Annotated in this window: 23 protein-coding genes; 12 read left to right on the plus strand and 11 right to left on the minus strand. The window is 70.8% G+C overall.

Annotation, left to right across the window (positions count from 1 at the left end; all coding sequences use genetic code 11):
* Positions 1-216: 216 nt before the first annotated feature.
* A complete protein-coding gene (locus tag EIL87_RS10700) occupies positions 217-2,769 on the plus strand; it encodes an ATP-dependent Clp protease ATP-binding subunit (RefSeq protein ID WP_125090082.1) in 2,553 nt (850 codons plus the stop codon).
* A 914-nt stretch (positions 2,770-3,683) separates the two neighbouring features.
* On the opposite strand, the gene EIL87_RS10705 is transcribed toward EIL87_RS10700, so the two are convergent.
* A complete protein-coding gene (locus EIL87_RS10705) occupies positions 3,684-4,406 on the minus strand; it encodes a DedA family protein (RefSeq protein ID WP_125090083.1) in 723 nt (240 codons plus the stop codon).
* A 192-nt stretch (positions 4,407-4,598) separates the two neighbouring features.
* Between EIL87_RS10705 and EIL87_RS10710 the strand changes: the two genes are divergently transcribed.
* Positions 4,599-5,597 carry an endonuclease/exonuclease/phosphatase family protein gene (locus tag EIL87_RS10710; protein ID WP_233576171.1) on the plus strand — a complete coding sequence of 333 codons (999 nt, stop codon included), beginning with the start codon at positions 4,599-4,601 and terminating at the stop codon, positions 5,595-5,597.
* 1 nt (position 5,598) lies between these two features.
* Here the strand turns inward: EIL87_RS10710 and EIL87_RS10715 are convergent, their stop codons facing one another.
* From EIL87_RS10715 to EIL87_RS10735, 5 genes are all read right to left on the minus strand, one after another.
* Complete coding sequence (locus EIL87_RS10715; protein ID WP_125090084.1) at positions 5,599-5,907, minus strand: antibiotic biosynthesis monooxygenase family protein; 309 nt, start codon at positions 5,905-5,907, stop codon at positions 5,599-5,601.
* A gap of 59 nt (positions 5,908-5,966) precedes the next feature.
* Entirely contained in the window at positions 5,967-7,907 is a 1,941-nt protein-coding gene (locus EIL87_RS10720) for a YhgE/Pip domain-containing protein (RefSeq protein ID WP_125090085.1), read from the minus strand.
* Positions 7,904-8,584 carry an ATP-binding cassette domain-containing protein gene (locus tag EIL87_RS10725; RefSeq protein WP_125090086.1) on the minus strand — a complete coding sequence of 227 codons (681 nt, stop codon included), beginning with the start codon at positions 8,582-8,584 and terminating at the stop codon, positions 7,904-7,906. The genes EIL87_RS10720 and EIL87_RS10725 overlap by 4 nt, the downstream gene beginning before the upstream one ends.
* A gap of 157 nt (positions 8,585-8,741) precedes the next feature.
* Positions 8,742-9,254, minus strand: coding sequence for a 2'-5' RNA ligase family protein (locus EIL87_RS10730; protein WP_125090087.1), 513 nt, complete (start codon positions 9,252-9,254; stop codon positions 8,742-8,744).
* The gene (locus tag EIL87_RS10735; protein ID WP_125090088.1) at positions 9,254-10,156 is read right to left on the minus strand and encodes an HhH-GPD family protein; all 903 of its coding nucleotides are present in this window, start codon (positions 10,154-10,156) and stop codon (positions 9,254-9,256) included. The genes EIL87_RS10730 and EIL87_RS10735 overlap by 1 nt, the downstream gene beginning before the upstream one ends.
* 138 nt (positions 10,157-10,294) lie before the next feature.
* On the opposite strand from EIL87_RS10735, the gene EIL87_RS10740 reads away from it, so the two are divergent.
* The gene (locus EIL87_RS10740) at positions 10,295-10,891 is read left to right on the plus strand and encodes a hypothetical protein (RefSeq protein WP_125090089.1); all 597 of its coding nucleotides are present in this window, start codon (positions 10,295-10,297) and stop codon (positions 10,889-10,891) included.
* A gap of 345 nt (positions 10,892-11,236) precedes the next feature.
* On the opposite strand, the gene radA is transcribed toward EIL87_RS10740, so the two are convergent.
* On the minus strand, positions 11,237-12,628 hold the full coding sequence (gene radA / locus EIL87_RS10745; protein WP_125090090.1) for a DNA repair protein RadA: 1,392 nt from the start codon (positions 12,626-12,628) through the stop codon (positions 11,237-11,239).
* Positions 12,629-12,821: 193 nt separating this feature from the next.
* Entirely contained in the window at positions 12,822-13,406 is a 585-nt protein-coding gene (locus EIL87_RS10750) for a copper chaperone PCu(A)C (protein ID WP_233576172.1), read from the minus strand.
* Positions 13,407-13,705: 299 nt separating this feature from the next.
* Here EIL87_RS10750 and EIL87_RS10755 point away from each other — a divergent pair, with 299 nt between their 5' ends.
* From EIL87_RS10755 to EIL87_RS10795, 9 genes are all read left to right on the plus strand, one after another.
* Positions 13,706-14,194 carry a CarD family transcriptional regulator gene (locus tag EIL87_RS10755; protein WP_009947449.1) on the plus strand — a complete coding sequence of 163 codons (489 nt, stop codon included), beginning with the start codon at positions 13,706-13,708 and terminating at the stop codon, positions 14,192-14,194.
* 21 nt (positions 14,195-14,215) lie between these two features.
* A complete protein-coding gene (gene ispD / locus EIL87_RS10760; RefSeq protein ID WP_125090091.1) occupies positions 14,216-14,908 on the plus strand; it encodes a 2-C-methyl-D-erythritol 4-phosphate cytidylyltransferase in 693 nt (230 codons plus the stop codon).
* A complete protein-coding gene (ispF, locus tag EIL87_RS10765) occupies positions 14,905-15,381 on the plus strand; it encodes a 2-C-methyl-D-erythritol 2,4-cyclodiphosphate synthase (RefSeq protein WP_199740357.1) in 477 nt (158 codons plus the stop codon). Before ispD ends, ispF begins: the two co-directional genes overlap by 4 nt.
* Before the next feature lie 100 nt (positions 15,382-15,481).
* Positions 15,482-15,679 carry a hypothetical protein gene (locus EIL87_RS10770; RefSeq protein WP_125090092.1) on the plus strand — a complete coding sequence of 66 codons (198 nt, stop codon included), beginning with the start codon at positions 15,482-15,484 and terminating at the stop codon, positions 15,677-15,679.
* Between the two features lie 138 nt (positions 15,680-15,817).
* Complete coding sequence (locus EIL87_RS10775) at positions 15,818-16,498, plus strand: HAD family hydrolase (RefSeq protein WP_125090093.1); 681 nt, start codon at positions 15,818-15,820, stop codon at positions 16,496-16,498.
* An 80-nt stretch (positions 16,499-16,578) separates the two neighbouring features.
* Positions 16,579-17,967, plus strand: coding sequence for a cysteine--tRNA ligase (cysS, locus tag EIL87_RS10780; RefSeq protein WP_125090094.1), 1,389 nt, complete (start codon positions 16,579-16,581; stop codon positions 17,965-17,967).
* A 3-nt stretch (positions 17,968-17,970) separates the two neighbouring features.
* Entirely contained in the window at positions 17,971-18,927 is a 957-nt protein-coding gene (gene rlmB / locus EIL87_RS10785; protein WP_125090095.1) for a 23S rRNA (guanosine(2251)-2'-O)-methyltransferase RlmB, read from the plus strand.
* A gap of 196 nt (positions 18,928-19,123) precedes the next feature.
* A complete protein-coding gene (locus EIL87_RS10790; RefSeq protein ID WP_125090096.1) occupies positions 19,124-20,560 on the plus strand; it encodes an MBOAT family O-acyltransferase in 1,437 nt (478 codons plus the stop codon).
* Positions 20,561-20,566: 6 nt separating this feature from the next.
* Positions 20,567-21,847: an alginate O-acetyltransferase AlgX-related protein gene (locus EIL87_RS10795; RefSeq protein ID WP_199740358.1), complete on the plus strand. Its 1,281-nt coding sequence runs from the start codon at positions 20,567-20,569 to the stop codon at positions 21,845-21,847.
* Positions 21,848-21,949: 102 nt separating this feature from the next.
* Here the strand turns inward: EIL87_RS10795 and thpD are convergent, their stop codons facing one another.
* The 3 genes from thpD to ectB form a co-directional block, all read right to left on the minus strand.
* A complete protein-coding gene (gene thpD, locus EIL87_RS10800) occupies positions 21,950-22,849 on the minus strand; it encodes an ectoine hydroxylase (protein WP_125090097.1) in 900 nt (299 codons plus the stop codon).
* A 202-nt stretch (positions 22,850-23,051) separates the two neighbouring features.
* The gene (locus EIL87_RS10805; RefSeq protein WP_125090098.1) at positions 23,052-23,459 is read right to left on the minus strand and encodes an ectoine synthase; all 408 of its coding nucleotides are present in this window, start codon (positions 23,457-23,459) and stop codon (positions 23,052-23,054) included.
* 148 nt (positions 23,460-23,607) lie between these two features.
* The gene (gene ectB / locus EIL87_RS10810; RefSeq protein WP_125090099.1) at positions 23,608-24,855 is read right to left on the minus strand and encodes a diaminobutyrate--2-oxoglutarate transaminase; all 1,248 of its coding nucleotides are present in this window, start codon (positions 24,853-24,855) and stop codon (positions 23,608-23,610) included.
* Positions 24,856-24,858 lie beyond the last annotated feature (3 nt).

Genomic DNA, 24,858 nt, shown 5'->3' on the forward strand with positions numbered 1-24,858 from the left:
CGCGCTGAGCGGAACGGCCCCGAGAACAGGAATCCTGCAGGCCAACGCGCCGTTGGGCAGTGTGCCGCGCAAGAATGTGGCGCAGCGGGCACGGACCGCGACCGGGGTTGGCTACTACAGTGGTCCCCAAGAGTGCTGAACCCGTCGTGGATCGCGGCGTAGCGCTAAAGCCGTGTCCCGGAACTAGACCGCCGGCGCAGCAGTCAGGGAGTGCGAATGTTCGAGAGGTTCACCGACCGCGCGAGGCGGGTGGTTGTCCTGGCCCAGGAAGAGGCCCGGATGCTCAACCACAACTACATCGGCACCGAGCACATTCTCCTGGGCTTGATCCACGAGGGTGAGGGTGTCGCCGCCAAGGCGCTGGAGTCGCTGGGTATTGCGCTTGAGGGCGTGCGCCAGCAGGTCGAGGAGATCATCGGCCAGGGCCAGCAGGCCCCCAGCGGACACATCCCGTTCACCCCACGGGCCAAGAAGGTGCTGGAGCTGTCGCTGCGGGAGGCGCTGCAGCTCGGCCACAACTACATCGGCACCGAGCACATCCTGCTCGGCCTGATCCGCGAGGGCGAGGGCGTCGCCGCCCAGGTGCTCGTCAAGCTCGGTGCGGACCTCAACCGCGTTCGCCAGCAGGTCCTGCAGCTGCTGTCCGGCTACCAGGGCAAGGAGCCCGCCGAGGCCGGCGGTCGCGGGGAGGGCACCCCGTCGTCGTCGCTCGTGCTGGACCAGTTCGGCCGCAACCTCACCCAGGCGGCGCGCGAGGGCAAGCTCGACCCGGTCATCGGCCGGGACAAGGAGATCGAGCGGATCATGCAGGTCCTCTCGCGGCGCACCAAGAACAACCCGGTTCTCATCGGTGAAGCCGGTGTCGGCAAGACCGCCGTCGTCGAGGGCCTGTCGCAGCAGGTCGTCAAGGGCGAGGTCCCGGAGACGCTCAAGGACAAGCAGCTCTACACGCTCGACCTCGGCTCGCTGGTCGCCGGCTCCCGCTACCGCGGTGACTTCGAAGAGCGCCTGAAGAAGGTGCTCAAGGAGATCAAGACCCGCGGCGACATCATCCTGTTCATCGACGAGATCCACACGCTGGTCGGTGCGGGTGCCGCCGAGGGCGCGATCGACGCCGCCAGCATCCTCAAGCCGATGCTGGCCCGCGGTGAGCTGCAGACGATCGGTGCGACCACGCTCGAGGAGTACCGGAAGTACGTCGAGAAGGACCCGGCTCTGGAGCGCCGCTTCCAGCCGATCCAGGTCGGCGAGCCGTCGCTGGAGCACACCGTCGAGATCCTCAAGGGTCTGCGGGACCGCTACGAGGCGCACCACCGCGTGTCGATCACCGACTCCGCGCTGGTGGCCGCGGCCAGCCTGGCCGACCGCTACATCAACGACCGGTACCTGCCGGACAAGGCGATCGACCTGATCGACGAGGCCGGTGCCCGGATGCGCATCCGCCGGATGACCGCTCCGCCGGACCTGCGCGAGTTCGACGAGAAGATCGCCGAGGTCCGCCGCGAGAAGGAGTCCGCGATCGACGCGCAGGACTTCGAGCGGGCCGCCCGCCTGCGGGACGAGGAGAAGCAGCTCCTCGGCCAGAAGGAGGAGCGCGAGAAGCAGTGGAAGGCCGGTGACCTGGACGTCGTCGCCGAGGTCGACGACGAGCAGATCGCCGAGGTGCTGGCCAACTGGACCGGCATCCCCGTCTTCAAGCTCACCGAGGAGGAGACCACGCGTCTGCTCCGCATGGAGCAGGAGCTGCACAGGCGGATCATCGGCCAGGACGACGCGGTCAAGGCCGTGTCCCAGGCGATCCGCCGCACCCGCGCCGGTCTGAAGGACCCGAAGCGCCCGTCCGGCTCGTTCATCTTCGCCGGCCCGTCCGGTGTCGGTAAGACCGAGCTGTCCAAGGCGCTCGCGGAGTTCCTCTTCGGCGACGACGACGCGCTCGTGCAGATCGACATGGGTGAGTTCCACGACCGCTACACCGCCTCGCGGCTGTTCGGTGCCCCGCCCGGGTACGTCGGCTACGAGGAGGGCGGCCAGCTCACCGAGAAGGTCCGCCGCAAGCCGTTCTCCGTGGTCCTGTTCGACGAGATCGAGAAGGCCCACCAGGAGATCTACAACACGCTGCTGCAGGTGTTGGAGGACGGCCGCCTCACCGACGGCCAGGGCCGCACGGTGGACTTCAAGAACACGGTGCTGATCTTCACCTCGAACCTCGGCACGCAGGACATCTCCAAGGCCGTCGGCCTGGGCTTCTCCAGTGGTCAGGGCGCTGAGTCCAACTACGAGCGGATGAAGTCCAAGGTCAACGAGGAGATGAAGAAGCACTTCCGGCCTGAGTTCCTCAACCGGATCGACGACGTGATCGTCTTCCACCAGCTCACCGAGAACGAGATCGTCCAGATGGTCGACCTGCTCTCGGGCCGCGTGGAGAAGGCGCTCAAGGGCAAGGACATGTCCCTGGAGCTCACCGACACGGCGAAGAAGCTGCTGGCCAAGCGCGGGTTCGACCCGGTGCTGGGTGCGCGGCCGCTGCGTCGGACGATCCAGCGGGAGATCGAGGACAAGCTGTCCGAGAAGATCCTGTTCGGCGAGGTCGAGCCGGGGCAGATCGTCATCGTCGACGTCGAAGGCTGGGACGGCGAAGGGCCCGACGACAAGGCCCACTTCACCTTCCGCGGTGAGACCAAGCCGTCCGAGGTCCCGGACGCCCCGCCGGTCGGCGTCTCCGCCCACGGTGAGGACCAGCAGAACAACGGTGGCAACACCGAGTCCTGATCCAGGACCGCGCAAACGGCCCCCGCACCACCTCAAGTGCGGGGGCCGTTCGCGTGCACCAGACGCCCCGACGGCCAGCCCGGAAGCGGCGCCCGGACGGAGTGAGCCGACTCCGCCCGGGCGTCCACGGCCGCAGGAGGCCGTGGCCGCACCGCCCGCCGGAGCTGCGGCCGCCCTGGAACGGCGCCGTCCATCCGAGACGAGGGTGCAGCCACGCCGCCACCGCACCCTCGTGGTCCGGAACGCCCGGTGAGCAGAAGCGGATCACCGGGGTTCACGTGGCTCGATCCCCGCAGTGGTCCGTCCGCCTGCCGACCGTCGGCGGCAGGCGTCTCCCGTCCGCCTTCGCGAGGCCGGAGCCCCTCCGCGAGCCAATGCCGTTCGCGAGGTGCCAGACCAGGCCTGCGATCCCGCACGCCCACGTTGAGCCCTTCTCGTGCTCCCTGTTGCCGCTCGTGCTCGTGCTCGTGGGAGCTCTGGGAGCTGCGTGGTGGTGTCGGGAGTACGCGCGGCTCGGACGCGTGGCCTGTTGATCCGTCGTCCGATCACCGGCTGGCCGCCGATGACCGCGGTGATGCGTGCCCGCCCGTCGGCGGGAAGCGTCTTCCGGCTGCCTTCGCGAGGCCGACCCTCCTGAGCTCCGAACCCCTTCGGGAGCTCCGAGACCGGGTCAGCGGTCCCGCGCGCTCGGGATGGGCCCTCCTGCGCCCTGCTGCCGCTCGTGCTCGTGGCCGCTGTGGGAGCGCGTGGTGGTGTCGGGAGTGGGCGCGGCTCGGCCGCGTGGCCCGATCCCTGTGACTCGTGGCCGGAACGCAGGGGGTGATCGGTGCGTCGGCCAGCGTAGCTGCGCGTGGGAGGCGATCAGGTTCCTGCGCTCGCGCCGCTGAGCGGCGCCCGCGCCGAGCAGCGAGACCTCAGCGGATGCGGTGGATCTCCTCTGTGGGCTGCTCCGCGGTGACGCGGGCGAACTGGACCGTGGGGGCTTCGGCGAAGGTCTGCTCGCGGCGGTTGTTCCGGATGCGGAGGGCCACGAAGACCGCGACGGTGAGCACCGAGGTGATCACGACGGCTCGGGACAGCAGGCCCGCGTACTCCTCGACGAGGTACCAGTGCTGGCCGAGCAGGTAACCGGCGAGCACGAAGAGGGTGTTCCAGACGAGACTGCCCAACGTGGTGAACAGGGCGAACGTGCTCAGCCGCATCCGCTCGACGCCGGCGGGCAGCGAGATGAAGCTGCGGAACAGCGGGAGCATCCGGCCGAAGAACACGGCCTTCACGCCGTGCTTGGCGAACCACGCCTCGGTCTTGTCGATGTCGGAGAGCTTCACCAGCGGCAGCTTCGCCGCGATCGCCCGCGTCCGCTCCTGGCCCAGGGATGCGCCGAGGCCGTAGAGCGCGAGCGCCCCCACCAGGGACCCGAGCGTGGTCCACAAGATCGCGCCGAGCACCGTCATGGTGCCCTGGCTGGCGGTGAACCCGGCCAGCGGCAGGATGAGCTCGGAGGGGATCGGCGGGAACAGGTTCTCCAGAGCGATGACCAGTCCGGCGCCGGGGCCACCGAGGGTCTCCATCACCCCGATCACCCAGGCGGTGAAGCCGGTGGGCTGGGCGGGTGTGGCGGCCGTCGTCAGGTCCATGCGGGGTGAGCTCCGATGTCGAATGTCCGTTCCACCCCATGATTCCAGCGGAACGAGGACTTTCGCCCGGTTCGGTTGTGAGCTGCCGCACGCACGGCGTGTCCGGTGATCCCTGGCAGGCTGGTCGCACAACCATTCCGGTCGTCAGACGTCCTGGCGGTCGAGTGGTGCCAGTGGAAGGCGGAGGCGGCGATGACGCGGATGGTCGACGAGGTGGTCGAGGAGCCTGTGGACGAGGTCGTGCGAAAGCCCGGGGGCGGGTGCGCGACCGCTGTGCTGTCGCTGCTCACGCTGGGCTTCGCCTGCTGGGCGGCACTGCCGGTGGTGGAACTCGACGTCGACCGCTACACGGTCGCCCTGACCGCGCTGGCCCAGTACGCCGTGGTCGTCGGGGCCGTGCTGGTGCTGGTCGCGTTGCTGCTGCGGCGCTGGCTGAACGTCCTGGTCGCGCTGCTGGCCACGGCGGCGCTGGCCGGGACCGTCGCGCCGCGGGCGCTTCCGGACCAGGTCAGCGCCCAGGGCGAGCCGCTGCGGGTGCTGTCGGTCAACGCCTACTTCGGCCGTGCCGAGGCCGCCGCGATCGTCGAGCAGGTCCGCGACCGGCGGGTGGACGTGCTCAGCCTGCAGGAGCTCACCCCGGAGCTGGTCGCCGAGCTGGAGCGGGCAGGTCTGTTCGCGGAGCTGCCGAACCGGGTGCTGCACGCGGGACCGCTGGCCGACGGGACCGGGATCGTCTCCCGCTACCCGCTGCGCGAGCTCGCACTGGTGCCCAGGACCACGCTGGCGCAACCGTCGGCGCTGGTGGACCTGCCGGTGGGGCGGGACGTCGAGTTCGTGGCCGTGCACCCGATCTACCCGATGGGGGCGGACACGACGCCGGTGTGGGCGCGGGACATGGTCGCGCTGCCGGAACCGTCGCTGGCCGGCCGTCCGCGGGTGCTGGCGGGCGACTTCAACGCGACCCTCGACCACACGCGGCTGAAGGACCTCATCGGCCGCGGCTACGTCGACGCCGCGGGGGTGCTGGGCGAGGGGCTGACCCCGACGTGGCCGTCGGGCTGGACGGCGCCGCCGGTGACCATCGACCACGTGCTGTCCTCGGGTGGCGTGCTGCCGGCGGACTACGAGGTCGTCGACGTCCCCGGCAGCGACCACAGGGCCGTGTTCACGACCCTGCGCGTCGCCGGCTGACTCACTTCTCCGGTTGCGACCCCAGGACGACTTCGAACTCCAGCAGGCTGGAGCCGGACGCCACCGGGTTCTTGCGCTCGCCGGCGTGCGCCTCCTTGGCCGGGCCGTTGGCCCAGTTCTGGAAGTCCTCCTCGGTCTCCCACTTCGTGTAGACGAAGTAGCGGTTGTCGCCCTTCACCGGGCGCAGCAGCTCGAAGCCCAGGAAACCGGGCGCGTCGTCGACCGAGCCGTGCCGGGACGCGAAACGCTTCTCCAGCTCCGGGCCGGCACCTTCGGGGACCTCGATCGCGTTGATCTTCACAACAGCCATGGGCCCAGACTACGAGGTGTCGCCACCAGGCACCGCGTCCGCGTGCACACCCGTCGCGCTCAGAGCTCGATCTGCGGGTGCAGCCGCCCCACGGTCCAGGTGCGCTGCCGGTGCACGACCAGCGTCGTCAGCAGCACTACGGCCAGCAGCACGCTCCCGAGCACGACCAGGTCGCGGTGCAAGTGCTCGGTCAAGCCACCCGAGATCGTCACCCGCAACCCGTCGACCAGGTAGGTCATCGGCAGGAACGGGTGGATCGTCCGGAACGCCCCGGGCGCGGTCTCCACCGGGTACAGCCCGCCGGACGCGGTGAGCTGCACGACCAGCAGCACCAGCGACAGCAGACCGCCGACCGCGCCCAGCGCGGTGCGCAGCAGGTGGTCGATCGACACGAACGTCACCGCGGACAGCGACAGCAGCCCGAGGGTCCACCACACGCTCACCGGGTCCAGCCCCAACCCGAAGTTGACCACCGCGAAGAGCACCAGCGCGCCCACCACCCCCAGCACCGCGGCGGGGATCAGCCCGGCCAGGGCGACGGTGAACGGGTTGACCCGGTCCGCCATCGCGCGCTGGTTCACCGGCTTGAGCAGCAGGTACGCGAACAACCCGAACACCCACAAGGCGATCCCGAAGAAGAACGGCGCCAGGCCGCGCCCGTAGACGTGGGCGGGGTTGAGGTTGTCCGTGCGGATCTCGGTCGGTGACCCCAGGACGTCGGCCGCGCGGGCGACCTCCGTCGGGTTCGTCGGCGGGATCTTGCCCAGCGCGTCGTCGACCACCCCCTTCAGGCCCAGCGAGCCGTCGTGGAGCTGACCGGCCCCGGTCTGCAGCACGTTGCTGCCCGCCACCAGGGAGTTCAGCCCTCCCGTGATGCCCTGCGAGCCCGACGCGACCTGCGTCGTCCCCGAGTGCAGCGTGTCCACCGGCGCGGTGATCGAGCGGACCCGCTCCTGCAACGGCCCCATGCTCGCCTGCAGCGCCCGCGCCCGCCGGCTCGCCTCCTCGGCGGTGCGCAACGCCTCGCGCGCCTGCGCGTCGGCCGCCGCAACCCCGGTGGCGACCCGGCCCGAGGTGGCCAGCGCCTGTTGGTAGGTCGGATCACCGCGCAGGCCCGGGTGCGCGGCGCCGAGCCGCTGCACCGCTGAGAACCCTTCGGCCGCTTGCTGTTCCAGCACGGCCGTGGCGGTGGAGATCGAGGACAGGCCACCGACGGCCACGCTGCTGGCGTTGACCAACGAGTTCACCGCGCCCGGCAGCTGGCCGGAGGTGAAGTCGGCGACGCTGCCCAGCTGCCGGTCCAGCTGAGCGGTCGCCTGCGAGATGTCCCGGACACCGTGGGAGACCAGGCTCGTGCCGTCCCGCACTCCGCCGAGCCCGCGGGTGAGCGCTGCCGTGCCCTGCTGGCCCAGCGCGGTGCCGTCCACAAGCTTCTTCGACGCCTCCGACGCGGCCTGCAGCTTCTCCCGCACCTGGCCGAGCTCGCCGTAGAGGGCGCGGGCGTAGCTGGCGTGCGCGGCGGCGTTGACCTGGTTCTGCAGCTCGACCTTGACGGTGTCGGCCATGATCCCGGCGATGAAGCCGTTCGCGTCGTTCTTGGTCAGCCGCACGGCCGCGCGCTGCGGATTTCCGTCGGCGGCCGCCGCGAGCTTGGCGCTGAAGTCGGTCGGCACCTCGATGATGAAGTAGTAGCGCCCCTCGGCGAGCCCGCGACGTGCCTCGGTGCCGCGCACGAACCGCCAGTCGAAGACGTCGTTGACCTTGAGCTGCCTGAGGAACTGCACGCCCGCGTCGAGGTGCTCGCCGTTCCGGTCCACCGGCAGGTCGTTGTTGACCACCGCCACCGGAACCCGGTCGAGCTTGCCGTAGGGGTCCCAGTTCGACCACAGGTACAGCGACCCGTACAGCAGGGGTACCAGGACCAGGACGAGCGGGACCAGCCGGAGCAGCGGTCCGCGGAAGCGCCGCAGTTCCAGCCACGCGAGCCGAACGGCCTTCACCTGCCGACCTTTTCCGGCAGGGGGATCTCCGCGGTCGGGTCGTAGGACCGGCCCGCGGGCAGCCGCACCACGTCCACGTCCCCGGCAGGCCGGTCGGTGGAGCTGGCGATCACCGTCATCCCGATGCGCGAGACCTCGTGCAGCGCCGCCCACACCCGGGCCCGGCCGGACTGGGTGAGCCCGGCTTCGACGTCGTCCACCACGATCCCGGCGGGCGCCGGGGCGGCAGCCAGGCCGACCGCCAGCAGCAACCGCTCCTCCGGCGGCAGCTCACCGATCAGCAGCGAGCGGTCCACGTCGAGCCCGACGAGCTCCAGACCCAGCTCGACGGAAGCCTTGTTGGTGCCGCTGATCAGCCGACGCTCGGTGATCGCCTCCCGCACCCGGTGCCGCTCCTCCAGCTCGCAGCCGGGGCGGATCCGCGCCGGGCGGATCAGCTTGCGCACCATGCGCGCTTTGCGCGGCAGCGGGAGACCGTCCACGTCCAGCTCGCCGGTGATGGTCCGCAACCGCCCGCTCAGCACCAGCAGCAGCGACGTGCGCCCGGAACCGCTGGGCCCGGCCACCACGGTCAGCGAGCCGGGTTCGACGCGGAAGTCCAGGTTGGCGAAGACGACGCCGCGAGGCCCTCTCACGGCGATCCCGCGGGCGAGGATTCCCGCGCCGAGGACGTACATGAACCCTCCCCTTCGCGTAGTGGAGGTGATGCACGTCCAAAGTGGCCGCTAGATCCAGTCTCGGCAACTTCAGCGGCGGGTTCGCATCAGCCCGGCTCGGTCGTGCGGGGCGCGCGAACTCCCGCCGTGGAGCCGATCCGGCGGTGCGCCCGAAGGACTACCCGGTCCGCACGAGGGTGTCGGATTCGCCGGTGCGGGTGTCGAGGACCGCGAGCTCGCGGACCGCTGCTCGCACCGGTTCGGGTGGGAGCAGCGTCGCGAACCCAGTGGCGAGCTGGTCGTCGTCCAGGTTCTTGGCCAGCACGCAGCAGGGGATCCAGGCGCCGGGGAAGTAGTAGGCCGACGGGTTCTTGACCTTGCCGGCCAGCACGTCGTGCACCGCCGAGTGCACCGCCAGCAGCTCGGTGTCGACGACCGCGCTCAGCAGCAGCATCCGCTCGTCGCCGGGCACCGTGCCCAAGGTGTGCAGCCACAGGTCGGGGACGGACAGCAGCTCCAGATCCGAGCGCAGCGCCGCGCGCGTGCGGTCCGGGATGCCGCCGGCGAGCGCCAACGTCACGCCCGGTCGGGTGCCGGCAGTGGGAATCCCCGCTGTGACGAGGCGTTCTCGCAGGTCCTGGATCTGCGACTCGGTCTTCTCGTCGAAGTGGCACACCAGCGCGTCGGCCATCAGCACTCCCCGGGAAGCGCGAACCGCCCGTCGTCGGTCTGCTCGACCAGGCCGTCCACCAGCAGCGAGTCCAGGCACCGGTCGCGCTGACCGGCCTCGTCCCAGGCCGCGTCGAGCTGCTCGCGGGTGACCGGTCCGGTCGCGCCTCGCAGGACGTCGAGCAGCCTGCCGCGCACCTGGCGGTCGGTGCCCGCGAACTTCTGGACCTTCTTCGGCGGACCCGCGTAGGCCGGGCGCCCGTTGTGCTGCCACGCGCAGTCGGCGGCGATCGGGCACCGCTCGCAGCTCGGCGAGCGGACCGTGCACACGACCTGCCCGAGCTCCATCAACGCCGCCGACAGCGTTGCGGCGGGCCGGTCCTCGGCGGGCAGCAGGGCGTCCACGTCGGCCAGGTCGCGCTTGGTCGAGGGCGGGCCCGCGTCCCCTGCGCCGTGCACCGCCCGGGCCACGACACGGCGGACGTTGGTGTCGACGACCGGAGCGCGCTTGCCGTAGGCGAAGGCCGCCACCGCGCGGGCGGTGTAGGAGCCGATGCCGGGCAGCGCGAGCAGGGTGTCCACGTCGGACGGAACGACGTCGTCGTGCTCGGCGGCGATCGTGGCCGCGGCCTCGTGCAGCCGCAGCGCGCGGCGCGGGTAGCCGAGCTTGCCCCACGCGCGCAGCACTTCTCCCTGCGACTCGGCGGCCAGGTCGGAAGGACGCGGCCAGCGGCGCATCCACTCCTCCCAGATCGGCTGCACGCGGTTGACCGGTGTCTGCTGCAGCATCGTCTCGCTGACCAGCACACCCCAGCCGGTCACGCCCGCAGCGCGCCAGGGCAGCGGGCGCGCGGTGGCGGTGAACCAGTCGGCCAGCGCGTCGAGGTCGAGCCGGGTGTCGGCGGTGGTGGTGGGACTGTTCATGGCGTCTCCAGATACTGCCAGGCGGCCGGTGATCGCCCGGAAGAAGGCCGGTGATCACCGTCCGCAGCAGCGGATACGCCCCATCGGGCGATCATCGGCAAGCCTGTTCGGCCTAGTACGCGGGTTAGTGTCAGTTTCGTGTTTGATCCGAACGGTCCGTTGCCGCCCGCGGTGTACTGGCGTCGCCGCGCGGTGGCGATCTCGATGTCAGTGGTCGTGGTGGCGTCGCTCGTGTGGGGCGTGGTCGCGCTGGCGGGCCGCTCCGGCGAGCCGGACGCGGTCGAGCGGAAGGCGGCCGGAGCACCCGGGCAACCCGTGGCGGTGGCCGCCGACAGCAGTCCGCAGGCCTGCCCCGACGAGGCGATGCGCGTCGCCGCCGAGGCCGGGCAACCCGAGTTCCGGGTGGGCGAGCGGATCGCGCTCGCCGGCGTGGTCACCAACACCAGCCCGCGCCCGTGCCTGCGCGACCTCAACCGGATGCTCCGTGAGATCGAGGTGACCACTCCGGCCGGACGGCACGTCTGGTCCAGCAACGACTGCTACGCCGAGTCGACCAACGAGCAGCCCGTCCTCGAACCCGGGAAACCAGTGCGCAACGACGTCCTGTGGGCCGGCCTGACCTCCGCGCCCGGCTGCGTCGCCCGGCAGGACCGCGTCCCACCCGGCGACTACGTGGCCGTCGCCAGGCTCACCTCGCTCACCAGCGCACCCGTCCCGTTCCGGGTCGTGCCCTGAGGCGTTCGCAGAACCGCCCCGCTCAGCGGTGCCGGTAGGAGGAACGGAAGGGGAGAGCACACCGGATCCGTGGACGCCCCTCGCCGCTCCTGGGAGCGTCGTCTCCGCGTCTCCGCGTCTCCGCGTCTCCGCGTCTCCGCGTCTCCGTCTCGGTCCACGTCCCCGCGTGCTCGCCACGAAGCCGCTGGCGAAGCTGCGGCGGTGCCGACTGAGTCCCACGTTCGAACTTCGCGCGAAGTCCGACGAGGAACTCCGGGCCTCGAACTTCGCGCGAGTTCGAACGCAGAACGCGGCTGCGCGGGCGCAGGAGGCTCGGACGCGGCTTCGCCGGTGCTCGTGGAGTCTTCAGCCGGATGCCTGCTTGCGGCGGCGGACCAGCTTCAGGGCGTCCTTGATCGTCGCTACCTCGGTGACCTTGATGCCCTTGGGCACCGGTCCCGGGTCCGGCGGCACCAGCGCCCGGTCGAAGCCGAGGCGTGCGGCCTCCGCCAGACGGCGTCCGACGCCGTTGACCCTGCGGATCTCGCCCGCCAGCCCGACCTCGCCGATCACCACGAGGTTCGGCGGCAGCGGGCGTCCGGTCTGCGAGGACGCGACCGCCATCGCGATGGCCAGGTCCGCGGCCGGCTCGCCGATCTTGGTGCCGCCGACCGTCGCGGCGAACACGTCGTGCGAGCCGGTCGGGATGTGGCCGTGCTTGCCGAGCACCGCGAGCATCATCGACACCCGCGCCGAGTCCAGGCCGCTCACCGACCGGCGCGGCATCGCCATCTCGGTCTTCATCAGCAGCGCCTGGATCTCCACCAGCAGCGGCCGCTTGCCCTCGACCATGACCGTGACCGCGGTGCCGTCCACGGCCGCTTCCTGGCGGTTGATGAACAAGCCCGACGGGTCCGGGACCTCGGCGATGCCGTCGTCGCGCTGCTCGAAGCAGCCGACCTCGTCGGACGGGCCGAACCGGTTCTTCACGCCGCGCAGCATGCGCAGCGAGGAGTGCCGGTCGCCCTCGAACTGCAGCACCACGTCCACCAGGTGCTCCAGCACGCGCGGACCGGCGACCGCGCCGTCCTTGGTGACGTGCCCGACCAGCACGACCGGCAGCCCGCGCTCCTTGGCCAGCGCCACCAGCGCGGTCGTCACCGCCCGCACCTGGGTCACGCCGCCCGGGCTGCCCTCGGCGTCCGGGGACTGGACGGTCTGCACGGAGTCGACGATGAGCAGGCCGGGCTTGACCGCGTCGACGTGCCCCAGCACCGACGACAGGTCGCTCTCAGCGCCCAGGAAGAGCTCGGGGTGCACCGAGTCGGTCCGCTCGGCCCGCAGCCGCACCTGGCCCGCGGACTCCTCGCCGGTGACGTACAGCGACGCTCCGGGTGAGGCTCCCGAGGCCCAGCGGTGCGCGACCTCCAGCAGGAGTGTGCTCTTGCCCACACCGGGCTCGCCCGCGAGCAGCACCACGGCCCCGGGCACGATCCCGCCGCCCAGCACCCGGTCGAGCTCGCCGATGCCGGTCGAGACCGAGCGCGCGGAGTCCAGGTCGACCTCGGCGATCGGCCGCGCCGGAGTGCTCGGCGCCCCGGCCGAGACCTTGGCCAGCGCGGGCCGGGCGGGTGCGGCCTCCTCGATCGTTCCCCAGGCCTGGCAGCCGGGGCACCGGCCCACCCACTTGGCCACCTCGTGGCCGCAATCGGCGCAGCGGAAGGCGGGGCGCGAAGAACGGGAGGTCTTGGAAGGCACGCCGGGAGGCTATCCACCCGCCCCGACGATCACGGCTGCGGACTCGCGGGCGCGCCTCGGCGGGTGACCTGGACCACCGCGAAGAACGTCCGGCTCGTCATGGCCGGAGCCGGTCCGGGGGTGCGCGAAGGGGCCTGGACGCGCTGGAGCCCGGGGCGGTGGCCGCCCCGGGCTCCAGTCGAGTTCTGCTGGGTCAGTGACCGCCGCCGGCGTGCTGGCCGCCGCCGGGGACCGGGCTGCCGTGCTCGGGACGCGGGTGGTGGTCCTCGCCGATCGGCACCTGCACCGTGACCTGGCCGGCCTGGGCGAACACGAAGGTCACCGGGATGGTCACGCCGGGGGTGATGTCCTGCTTCAGGCCGTTCAGCGTGATCTGCACGGTGCGCTCGCCGGTGCTCGCCGGCTGCGCCGACGGGCCAGTGGCGTGCAGGGCGGTGTTGCTCGGAAGATCCGTGGTGCCGCTGACCTGGCCCGATGCCGCGTACGGGCTGGAGACCTGGACGAGCTTGTCGTTCGGGCCTTCGTTGCTCAGGACGACCTGGACCGGGGCCGAGGAGCCCGCGCGGTAGAACGCGCCCTGGGGCGGGAAGGCGAGCGTGGCGTTGCGGACGGCGACCTGCTTCGCGTCACCGCTACCGCCGTTGACGGCGGCAACCTGCGTGTCGGTCTCGGTGACCTGACCGGCACTGCAGCCGGCGAGGGCGACGACGGCGCCGAGTCCGAGTGCGGCCGGGATCAACCGCAGGCGGACGGCCTTGAGGTGCTGAGGGCGGCTCACGGTTGCAGCGTCCCTTCCTGATTGCCGGACAACCACGTGGAGCTTAATCCCCGCCTGCCGGGGGCTGCGCAGGGGCTTGCCGAACTACGCATCGCGGGCCTCCGACCGGCCGCGATGACCACCCGACCGGACGGTCCACCATGGACGGTTTCACAGGGCCGAAAGGTGCTGCCTTGCACGTCGGAGCGCTTCTTGTCAAGTCCTGTCCACGCTCTGACCTGCGATTACGTTTGGTGAGGCGGTCGAGGCCCGGTTGCCCTACGTGCTAAAGTGGGGGTAGCGAAAGGGGCAGAGGACACATGGTTTTCAAGGTCGGAGAGACCGTCGTCTACCCGCACCACGGTGCCGCGCTCATCGAAGCAATCGAGACTCGAGTGATCAAGGGCGAGGAGAAGCAGTACCTCGTCCTCAAGGTCGCGCAGGGTGACCTCACGGTGCGCGTTCCCGCGGACAACGCCGAGATCGTCGGTGTTCGGGACGTCGTTGGTCAAGAGGGTCTGGATCGAGTCTTCGACGTGCTGCGGGCCCCGCACACCGAAGAGCCCACGAACTGGTCTCGTCGGTACAAGGCCAACCTGGAGAAGCTCGCCTCCGGCGACGTGAACAAGGTGGCCGAAGTGGTGCGCGACCTCTGGCGACGCGAGAAGGATCGTGGCCTGTCCGCAGGCGAGAAGCGAATGCTGGCGAAAGCCCGTCAGATCCTGGTCAGCGAGTTGGCGCTGGCGGAGGGCACTGACGAGGGCAAGGCGGAGACGCTGCTGGACGAAGTCCTCGCCACAGCGGTGTGATCATCGGAACGGCTTCGTAGCGTGAGCGTTGTCGCGCTGGTCCCCGCGGCTGGCCGTGGGGTGCGGCTGGGGCTGGACAGGCCCAAGGCGTTGGTTCCGGTGAGAGGTGAGTCCCTGCTGCTGCGCGCGGTTCGAGGCCTGCTGGGCTCGGGCTGCGTGCAGCACGTCGTGGTGGCCGCGCCGCCCGACCAGGTCGAGGTCGTGGCGGCGGAGCTCGCCGCGCTGCCGCACGCGCACGTGGTGCCGGGTGGAGCCGAGCGCACGGACTCCGTGCGCCTGGCGCTCGGTGCGGCCGGCGAGGTGGCGCCGGACGCGCACGTCGTGCTGGTGCACGACGCCGCGCGGTGCTTCACCCCGGCGAGCGTGATCCGCGACGTCGTGTCCGCGGTGGAGGCCGGTGCGCCCGCCGTGGTCCCCGTGCTCCCCGTCACGGACACCATCAAGGAGGTCGACGGGTCGAGCACGGTCGTCAAGACCGTCGACCGCGCACCGCTGCGCGCGGTGCAAACCCCCCAGGGCTTCAACATCGACGTCCTGCGGCAGGCCTACGCCGCCGCGGGCGACATCGCCACCGACGACGCCGGGCTGGTCGAGCGCGTCGGCGGCAAGGTCCACACCGTCGACGGCCACCCCGATGCCCTGAAGATCACGACCGCCTTCGACCTGGCGGTCGCCGAGGCCGTCCTGGCCGCCGAGGAGAGTTCCGCGAAGTGAGTGATCGTCTGCCGTTCGTCGGGCAGGGCGTGGACGTGCACCCGGTGCAGGCCGGGCGCGACTGCTGGATCGCCGGGCTGCAGTGGCCGGGTGTGGACGGCTGCGCCGGCCACTCCGACGGTGACGTGGCCTCCCACGCGCTGTGCGACGCGCTGCTGTCGGCCGCGGGCCTGGGTGACCTGGGCGCGGTGTTCGGCACCGGCGACGACCGCTGGGCAGGCGCGCACGGTGCCGAGCTGCTGGCGGAGGTCCGGAACCGCATCGCCGCCGCCGGACACGCCATCGGCAACGCGACCGTGCAGGTCATCGGCAACGCCCCGCGCATCGGCAAGCGCCGTGAGGAAGCGCAGGAGGTGCTGTCGAAGGCGATCGGTGCGCCGGTGTCGGTGTCCGGCACGACCTCCGACGGGCTCGGTCTGACCGGGCGCGGTGAGGGTGTCGCGGCCGTGGCGACGGCGTTGGTCTTCCGCTGACCGACGCAGCAGCGGCACAGGGGTGTCACTGACCCGGAATCGGGGTGAACTCGGGGGCCGCCCCCTTCTGAACCGGGCCCCGGCGCGGGATGCTCGGACCATGGTGATCGAGCGGAACCGGTGGTTGCGTCGGCTGCTCGTCGCGCAGCCGGTGGTGCTGTGGCCGGTGTCGGTGGTGCTCTGGTCGCTGGGCGGCGAGCTCGACCTCGCGCTGGCGGTCCTGCTGCTGTGGCTGAGCGCTGCGGCGAGCGTCGCGGCCATCGTCGTCCCGATGAAGCGGAACCCGCGCTGCGGTTGAGTCCGGTCGGCTCGCGCGGCGGAAGGAGCAGCGGCTCCGGCTCGCGCAGGGCGGCGAACGGGGGAATTCGCCCTCGGCGGTCGTGACCTTGACCGCAGGCGCGTGTCGGGCGCGTCCCGCCCGCATACCGTTGCTCGTGTGACTCTGCGCGCGGTGATCTTCGACTTCTCCGGCACCCTCTTCCGGTTGGAGGAGAACGCGTCCTGGTACGCCGACCTCACCGACGCCGACGGGGGCCGCTTCGACCTCGCGGCGCAGGCCGAGGTCATGCGCCGGATGACTGCCCCGTCCGGCCAGGTGGTCGAGCTCGGCGCGGAGTTCGTCGAGGCCTGGGAGAAGCGCGACCTCGACCCCGAGCTGCACCGCAAGGTCTACGTCGAGGTGCTGCGCAGCTCCGGTGTCCCGGACCCGCAGGCGGACGGCCTGTACGCCCGGTTGATCGACCCCGACCAGTGGACGCCGTACCCGGACACCGCCGAGGTGCTGCGCCGGCTGTCGGAGCAGGGCGTGAAGGTGGGCGTGATCAGCAACATCGCCTTCGACATCCGTCCGGCGTTCGACCGGCTCGACATCACCGAGCACGTCGACGAGTTCCTGCTGTCGTACCTCGAAGAGGTGATCAAGCCCGATCCGAAGATCTTCCTGCGGGCCTGCGAGCGCCTCGGCGTCGCGCCGGAGGAGGCGCTGATGGTCGGGGACAGCGTGGAGGCCGACGGCGGTGCGGCGGCGGTCGGGTGCCAGGTCGCGATCGTCGACCCCGTCCCCACCAGCGAGCGGCCGACCGGCCTGATCGACGCGGTCGGGGACCTGCTGCGCTGACCTCGCCGGCTCCGGACCGGCCTTGACGACAACCGGCCTGTCGTGATTGCCCTGAAGTGCTTCCCCGTACCATCAGGGGCGTGAGCCTGCACCTGCATGACACAGCGACCCGCACGACGCGCGAGTTCCACCCGCGCTGCGACGGAGTGGCGTCGATCTATGTCTGTGGTGCCACCGTCCAGGGTGTTCCGCACGTTGGCCACGTCCGCAGCGGGCTGAACTTCGACGTGCTGCGTCGCTGGCTGCTGCACAAGGGCTACGACGTGCTCTTGGTGCGCAACGTCACCGACATCGACGACAAGATCCTCACCAAGGCGGCCGAAGCGGGCCGGCCGTGGTGGGAGTGGGCGGCCACGCACGAGCGCGCCTTCGAGTCGGCCTACGACCGGCTCGGCTGCCTGCCGCCGTCGGCGCTGCCGCGCGCGACCGGGCACGTCACGCAGATGATCGACCTCGTCCAGCGCCTCATCGACAAAGGGCACGCCTACGCCTCCGGTGGTGACGTCTACTTCGACGTCGCCTCCTACGGCGAGGAGTACGGACGGCTGTCCGGGCAGCGCCTCGACGAGGTGCAGCAGGGCGAGTCGCTGGCCTCCGGCAAGCGCGACCCGCGCGACTTCACCCTCTGGAAGGCCGCGAAGCCGGGCGAACCGAGCTGGCCGACGCCGTGGGGCCACGGCAGGCCGGGCTGGCACCTGGAGTGCTCGGCGATGGCGACCTTCTACCTGGGCGGCGAGTTCGACATCCACGGCGGCGGCCTGGACCTGGTGTTCCCGCACCACGAGAACGAGCTGGCGCAGTCCAACGCGGCAGGTGACGGGTTCGCCCAGTACTGGATGCACAACGCGTGGGTCACCATGAGCGGCGAGAAGATGTCGAAGTCGCTCGGCAACGTGCTGTCCATCCCGTCGGTGCTGGAGCGCGCGCGTGCCGTCGAGCTGCGCTACTACCTGGTCACCCCGCACTACCGGTCCACGCTCGAGTTCTCCGAGGCGGGGTTGAAGGAAGCGGCCGCCGCCTACGGCCGCATCGAGAACTTCGTCCGCAAGGTCGCCGACCGCACCGGTTCGGTCGAGCCGGGTGCGGTTTCCGCCGAGTTCGCCGAGGCGCTCGACGACGACCTGGGTACCCCGCAGGCCACCGCCGCCGTGCACGCGGCGGTCCGCGAGGGCAACGCCGCGCTGGACCGCGGTGACGACGAGGCGGCCCGCGCCGCCGCCGCGTCGGTGCGCGCGATGACCGGCGTGCTGGGCCTGGACCCGCTGTCGTCGCAGTGGGCCGAGGGCAGCGGCAACGCTGTGCACGAGGCGCTCGGCGAGGCCGTGCGCCTGGTGCTCGAACAGCGCCAGAAGGCGCGTGCGGAGCGCGACTTCGCCACCGCCGACCTGCTGCGGGACCGCCTGCAGGAAGGCGGGATCGCCGTCGAGGACACCCCCGACGGTCCGACGTGGACATTGAAAGACGGGTAACTCGTGGCCGGCAACGACAAGCGTCGCGGAGGCGTGCGCAAGACCAACAAGAAGGGCATGGTCGTCGGGTCCGGCGGGCAGCGGCGCCGCGGTCTCAAGGGCAAGGGGCCCACGCCGAAGGCGGAGGACCGCGTCTCGCACCCGGCGAAGAAGCGCGCCGAGCAACGTGCCAAGGCCGAGCAGCAGCGCGCCAAGCGCCAGGCCGCGGCCGAGAACGCGCCTGAGCTCGTCGCCGGTCGCAACCCGGTGGTCGAGTGCGTCCGCGCAGGTGTTCCGGCCACCGGCATGTACGTCGCGCAGGGCATCGACGTCGACGACCGGGTCGGCGAGGCGGTCCGCGAGGCCGAGAACCGCGGCATCCCGGTGGTCGACGTGCCGCGCGTCGAGCTCGACCGCATGACCAGCGGCGCGGTGCACCAGGGCTTGGCCCTGCAAGTACCGCCGTTCGACTACGCGCACCCCGACGAGGTGCTCCGGGCCGCGCAGGACACGGGCCTGCCACCGCTGATCGTGGCGCTGGACGGCGTCACCGATCCGCGCAACCTGGGCGCGGTGATCCGCTCGGCGGCCGCGTTCGGCGCGCACGGCGTGGTCGTTCCGCAGCGGCGCAGTGCGGGGATCACGGCGGTGACGTGGCGGACCAGCGCGGGCACGGCGGCGAAGCTGCCGGTCGCCAAGGCCGTCAACCTGACGCGCACGCTGAAGGACTACAAGGAAGCCGGACTGATGGTCGTCGGCCTGGACGCCGACTCCGACATCACCTCCGACGAGCTTGAGCTGGCCACCGGCCCGCTGGTGGTCGTCGTCGGATCGGAGGGCCGGGGCCTGTCACGGCTGGTGCGCGACACGTGCGACCAGACGGTGTCGATCCCGATGGCCACCGACGTCGAGTCGCTCAACGCCTCGGTCGCGGCCGGTGTCGTGCTCGCCGAGGTCGCCCGGCGCCGCCGGATCCGCTGACGGGTTCGGGAACCTCACCCACCCGCCGACCTCGGGCCGGGGCACCGCTGTGCTCCGGCCCGTTCCGCGGGTTCTCGCGGCGCAGTACCTGAGAGCCGGGCCCGTTCGGGGCCTGTGGCGCGCTGACCTCGGCTAGGCTCCTCCTCCGGCAACCTGAACCGAGGAGGCGTGGGCCTCCCGCAACCGAGGCCCGTCGATGTCGTTCGCTTCACCGCTGTTCCTGTGGTACTTCCTGCCGGCCGTGCTCGCGGTCGTCCTGGTGGCACCCCGCAGCGGGCGCAACCTCGTCGTCGCGATCGCGAGCCTCGTCTTCTACGCCAGCGGCGCGGGCGGCACGACGGTGCTGCTGCTCGCGTGCATCGCGGTGAACTTCCTGGCAGGTCCTCGCCTGGAACCGGGCCACGAGTGGCCGGGCCAGCGGGAACGCCGGAAGTGGCTGCTGGTGGGCGTGATCGCGTTCGACCTGGCGGTCCTGCTGGTCTGGAAGTACGCGGGTTTCGCCACCGAGCAGCTGGCCGTGCTGGCGCGCTGGTTCGGCGGCGACTACCCGGTGCTGCAGCTGGCGCTGCCGATCGGGATCTCCTTCTACACCTTCCACCACATCTCGTACGTGGTGGACATCTACCGGGGCGAACGCCCGGCGCTGCGCGACCCGGTCTCGTTCGTCACCTACATCGCGATGTTCCCGCAGCTGGTGGCGGGGCCGATCGTGCGCTACCGGGAGATCGCCGACCAGCTGCCGCAGCGCCGCACGCACCGCCTCGACGACATCGCGGCCGGGTTCCCGCGCTTCGCCTGGGGCCTGACGAAGAAGGTCGTCATCGCCGACACGGTGGCCCCGATGGTCGACGCGTGCTTCGCGACCCCCGCGCACGAGATGACGTTCGCGATCGCCTGGCTGGGCGCGATCGGCTACACCGCGCAGCTGTACTTCGACTTCTCCGGCTACTCGGACATGGCCATCGGTGTGGGGCGGATGCTGGGTTTCCGGCTGCCGGAGAACTTCGCGCGGCCCTACTCGTCGGTGACGATCACCGAGTTCTGGCGGCGCTGGCACATGTCGCTGTCGCGCTGGTTCCGCGACTACGTCTACATCCCGCTCGGCGGGAACCGGGCCGGGACGGCGACGACCTACCGGAACCTGACGATCATCTTCGTGCTGACCGGGTTTTGGCACGGTGCCGCGTGGACCTACCTGGTGTGGGGGCTCTTCCACGGTGCGCTGCTGGTCCTGGAACGCCGCTTCGGCTGGTCGGTGTCGCCGGCGGACTGGCGGACCCGGCTCGGCCGTCGGGCGCTGACGATGCTGCTGGTGGTGGTCGGCTGGGTGTTCTTCCGCGCGCCGGACCTCGGCAGCGCGCTGGGGATGCTGGGGCACATGCTGGTGCCGGACCTGGCCGGGCTGACCGACGTCGTCGCCGCGTCGGTGACCCACCAGCGCACCTTCTTCCTGCTGGTCGCGCTGGTCGTGGTGCTGCTTCCGGCGGGATCGGGGACCGGCCCGTTCCTGGAGTCGGTCCGCACCCGCGAGGCCTACGCCCTGCGCGCCGCGGTGCTGACGGCGGGCCTGGGCTACTCCGGCCTGCTGGTCGCCACCGGCACGTTCAGCCCGTTCCTGTACTACCAGTTCTAGGAGGACGTGAGCGACGTGAGGTCACCTGAGCTGCCGCCGGTGCACGAGGCGTGGTTGCCGCGGGAACACCCGTTGCACCGGCCTCGCCACGGCCGTCGCCAGCTGTTGGCGTTGATCTGCGCGCTGGCGTTCTTCAGCGCTCCGGTGAGCAGCTGGTTGTTCGGCGCGCGCCCGGAGCAGCTGGAGAACCGGCCGCTGGCCGAACTCCCCAGCGTCACGGCGGATTTCGGGTTCTTCACCGGGCTGAGCGGCTGGGCCACCGACCACCTCCCGTTCCGCAAGGCCGCGGTGCAGGCGGTCAGCGGGATCAGCAGGGGAGTGTTCGGCGAACCGGCGCCGCTGGCCGGCGGTTCGCACGGCTCGCCGGTGGGAGCGGGACAGCGGGACGCCAAGCCGCCGATCGACGAGAGCGTGTTCCCGCCGGTCATCGAGGGCCGCGACGGGTGGCTGTACCTCGGCCACGACGTGTCCTACCGCTGCGTGCCGACCCGCACGACCGACGAGGTCATCGCCGGGTTGCGCGCCTGGCGGAAGGTGGTCGAGTCGTCTGGGCGGACGTTCCAGCTGGTCATCGCCCCGGACAAGTCGACCGTGCACCCGGAGCACCTGCCGGAGGACTACCCTGGCGAGGACTGCTCGGTGGCGGCGCGCGAGGAGTTCTGGCGCGAGGTCCCGAAGGCCACCGGTGCGATCGACCTGCGCGGACCGCTGCGGCGCACGGCGGAGCGCATCGGGCACCCGGTCTACCACGACATCGACACGCACTGGACCCACGAGGGCGGCGCGACGATGGTCTACCAGCTCGCCGAACGGCTGTCGCCGGGCATCACCGGAACCTGGGAGATGCGGCCGTCGCGGCAGTACCCGCACAGCGCGGACATCCCGGACCTGCTGGGGCAGGACCGCGAGGTCCAGATCCAGGCCTACGCGCTCGCGCCCGACGGGGGGGAGGACGGCACGCGGTTCAAGCCCAGCGACTTCCACGAACCGCTGCGGCTGACCTCGCCGCCCAAGCCCGGCATGATCACCGCACCGGTGCGCCTGGTCGGCGACTCCTTCAGCCAGTTCGCCAGCCCGTACTTCGCGGCCACGCACTCCGACATCACCATCACGCACCCGGACAACGTCGCCACGAACCCGCAGGGCACGGCGAACCTCCTGGCGGAGGGCGAGGTCATCACCTTCGAACTCTCCGAGCGCTTCGTGGCGGGCGGCCGCTACCCGCTGCTCGAGCCGGAGGTGGCGGCGCAGGTCGGCGCGGTCCTCGCAGCACACCCCGTGCGGTGAGGGCAGCGGCGTCCCGGGTGACCGGTCACGTCGGACGGTCCTGGTGCTGGGACGAGAACGCCCGGGCGGCTCGAACCGCCCGGGCGTTCTGCGCTGATCCGATCACCGCGTCAAGGGGGTGAAGTCCCTCGAGGCGATGTGGCTCGGCCGCGGCGACTTGGCCGCGTAGGGCTCGACCAGGGCGTTCTCGACGCTGTTGAACACGATGAAGATGTTCGACCGCGGGTAGGGCGTGATGTTGTTGCCCGACCCGTGCATGCAGTTGGAGTCGAACCACAGCGCCGAGCCCGCCGGGCCCGTGAACTGCTCGATCCCGTGCTCGTAGGCGAGCTTGGTGATGTCGTCCTCGGACGGAACGCCCACTTCCTGGCTCTTCAGAGAGGACTTGTAGTTGTCCTCGGGCGTCTCGCCGGCGCACGAGACGAAGGTGCGGTGCGCACCTGGCATGATCATCAGGCCGCCGTTGAACGGGTAGTTGTCGGTCAGCGCGATGGAGATGCTCACCGCGCGCATGGCCGGCATGCCGTCCTCGGCGTGCCAGGTCTCGAAGTCCGAGTGCCAGTAGAAGCCGGTGCCCCGGTACCCGGGCATGTAGTTGATCCGGCTCTGGTGGACGTAGACGTCCGAGCCGAGGATCTGCCGGGCGCGGTCGAGCACCCGCGGATCGCGGGCCAGCTCACCGATCAGGGGGCTGATCCGGTGCACCTCGAAGATGGAGCGGACCTCGTCGGACGTACGCTCGACGATGGTGCGCTCGTCGTTGCGGACGTCCTCGTCGCGCGTCAGCCGCTCCAGCTCCTGCCAGTAGGTCTGCACCTCCGCCGGGGACAGCAGCCCCTCGACCACGTGGAAGCCCTTGGCGTCGTGAGCGGCGAGCTCCTCGCGCGTCGCCGGGCCGGTGGAAACACCAGGCCACACGGTCGGATCCGTCCGATCGATCAACGCCGAATCGGAGCCACGCGTCGGGTAGCGGTCCGTGGTGCTCAGATCAGCGACGGTCATGGGATGCGCCTCCTTCGCGAATTCCCGCCGGAGCGGGTCGATGCCTGGTTGGCACCGCCCGCCATTTCTCGGTTCCTCGTTGAGAAGCGGCACACGTCCAGTGCCCGCGTCCCCCACGTCCACGCGCGGGGAAATCCCTGGTGGTGCAGACAACGCGGCGGGTGCCCTGATACCGGGTACCCGCCGCGCGCGTCACCTAACTCTAGCTGGCGACTTCTTCGTCGTCCTCGACGATGAGCGGGTAGACCCCGTTCTCGTCGTGCACCTCTCGACCCGTGACCGGCGGGTTGAACACGCACACGGTCTTCATGGTCGTCTTCGGACGGACCTGGTGCTTGTCCGAGTTGTTCAGCACGTAGATCGAACCCGGCGCGAGCTTGTGGACCTCACCGGTCGCCTTGTCCTCGACCTCGCCCTCGCCTTCGGTGATGAACACGGCTTCGATGTGGTTGGCGTACCAGAAGTCGTTCACCGTGCCGGCGTACAGCGTGGTCTCGTGGACCGAGAAGCCGAGCTTGTCCTTGGCCAGGCAGATGCGCTTGCTGCGCCAGTTCTCCGTCTTGATGTCGGCTTCGGTGTCCTCGATCTCCGAGAGGTGCCGGACGATCACGTTTTTCCTCCAGTAGGTCTTCGGTTGGTGCATCGCGCGAGGCCGCGCCACTCGGGCGCGGCGGGGCGCACGACGTGCGGGGTCGGGGGGTGAGAGCCGTTCACCACGGCCCCTTCTCACCCTCCCGACCCGCGGGGGTTCCGTCAAATCAGGCCAAGACCGCGCGCACGGAGTCGCGGATGATGTCCAGGCCCTTCTCGAGCTCCTCGTCGGAGACGGTCAGCGGCGGCATGATCTTGACGACCTCGCTCGACGGACCGGAGGTCTCCAGGATGAGCTTCCGGTCGAAGGCGGCCTTGGAGATCTTGCCTGCCACGTTGGTGTCCTCGAAGCCCAGGCCACGGGCCAGGCCGCGGCCCTTGGCCATCGCCCCGCCGTGCTCGGCGACGATCTCGTCGAGGACCTGGCCGACCCGCTCGCCCTTGGCGATGGTCGACTTCTCCAGCGAGTCGTCGGCCCAGTACTGGCGGAAGGCCTCGCTCGCGGTCACGAACGCGGGGTTGTTGCCGCGGAAGGTGCCGTTGTGCTCACCCGGCTCCCACACGTCGTGCTCCGGTTTGATGAGCGTCACGGCCAGCGGCATGCCGTAGCCGCCGATGGACTTCGACAGGCAGACGATGTCGGGCTGGATGCCGGCCTCCTCGAAGGAGAAGAACGGACCGGTCCGGCCGCAGCCCATCTGCACGTCGTCGACGATGAGGAGCATGCCGTGCTTCTGGCACAGCTCGGAGAGGCCGCGCAGCCACTCCGGGCGGGAGGAGTTGATGCCGCCCTCACCCTGCAGCGTCTCCACGATGACCGCCGCCGGCTCGTTCAGGCCCGAGCCGCTGTCCTCGAGCATCCGCTCGAAGTACAGGAAGTCGGGCACCTGGCCGTCGAAGTAGTCGTCGTAGGGCATCGGCGTGGCGTGCACCAGCGGGATGCCGGCGCCGCCGCGCTTCATCGAGTTGCCGGTGACCGACAGCGAGCCCAGCGTCATGCCGTGGAAGGCGTTGGTGAAGCTGATGATCGACTCGCGGCCGGTGATCTTCCGGGCCAGCTTCAGCGCCGACTCGACCGAGTTGGTGCCCGTCGGGCCGGGGAACTGGACCTTGTAGTTCAGTCCACGCGGCTGCAGCACGTTGGCGTTGAAGGTCTCGAGGAACTCGGCCTTGGCCAAGGTGGCCTGGTCGAGACCGTGGGTCACGCCGTCGCGGGCGATGTAGTCCAGCAGCTTCTGCTTCAGCAGCGGGTTGTTGTGCCCGTAGTTGAGCGCACCTGCCCCGGCGAAGAAGTCCAGGTACCCGGTGCCGTCCTCGTCGTAGAGGTAGCTGCCGACCGCGCGGTCGAACGTGGTCGGCCAGGTTCTGCTGTAGCTGCGGACCTCGGATTCGAGGCTGGCGAAGATGTCGTTCACGGA

It is taken from the genome of Saccharopolyspora rhizosphaerae (assembly GCF_003931915.1).
Taxonomy (GTDB): domain Bacteria; phylum Actinomycetota; class Actinomycetes; order Mycobacteriales; family Pseudonocardiaceae; genus Saccharopolyspora; species Saccharopolyspora rhizosphaerae.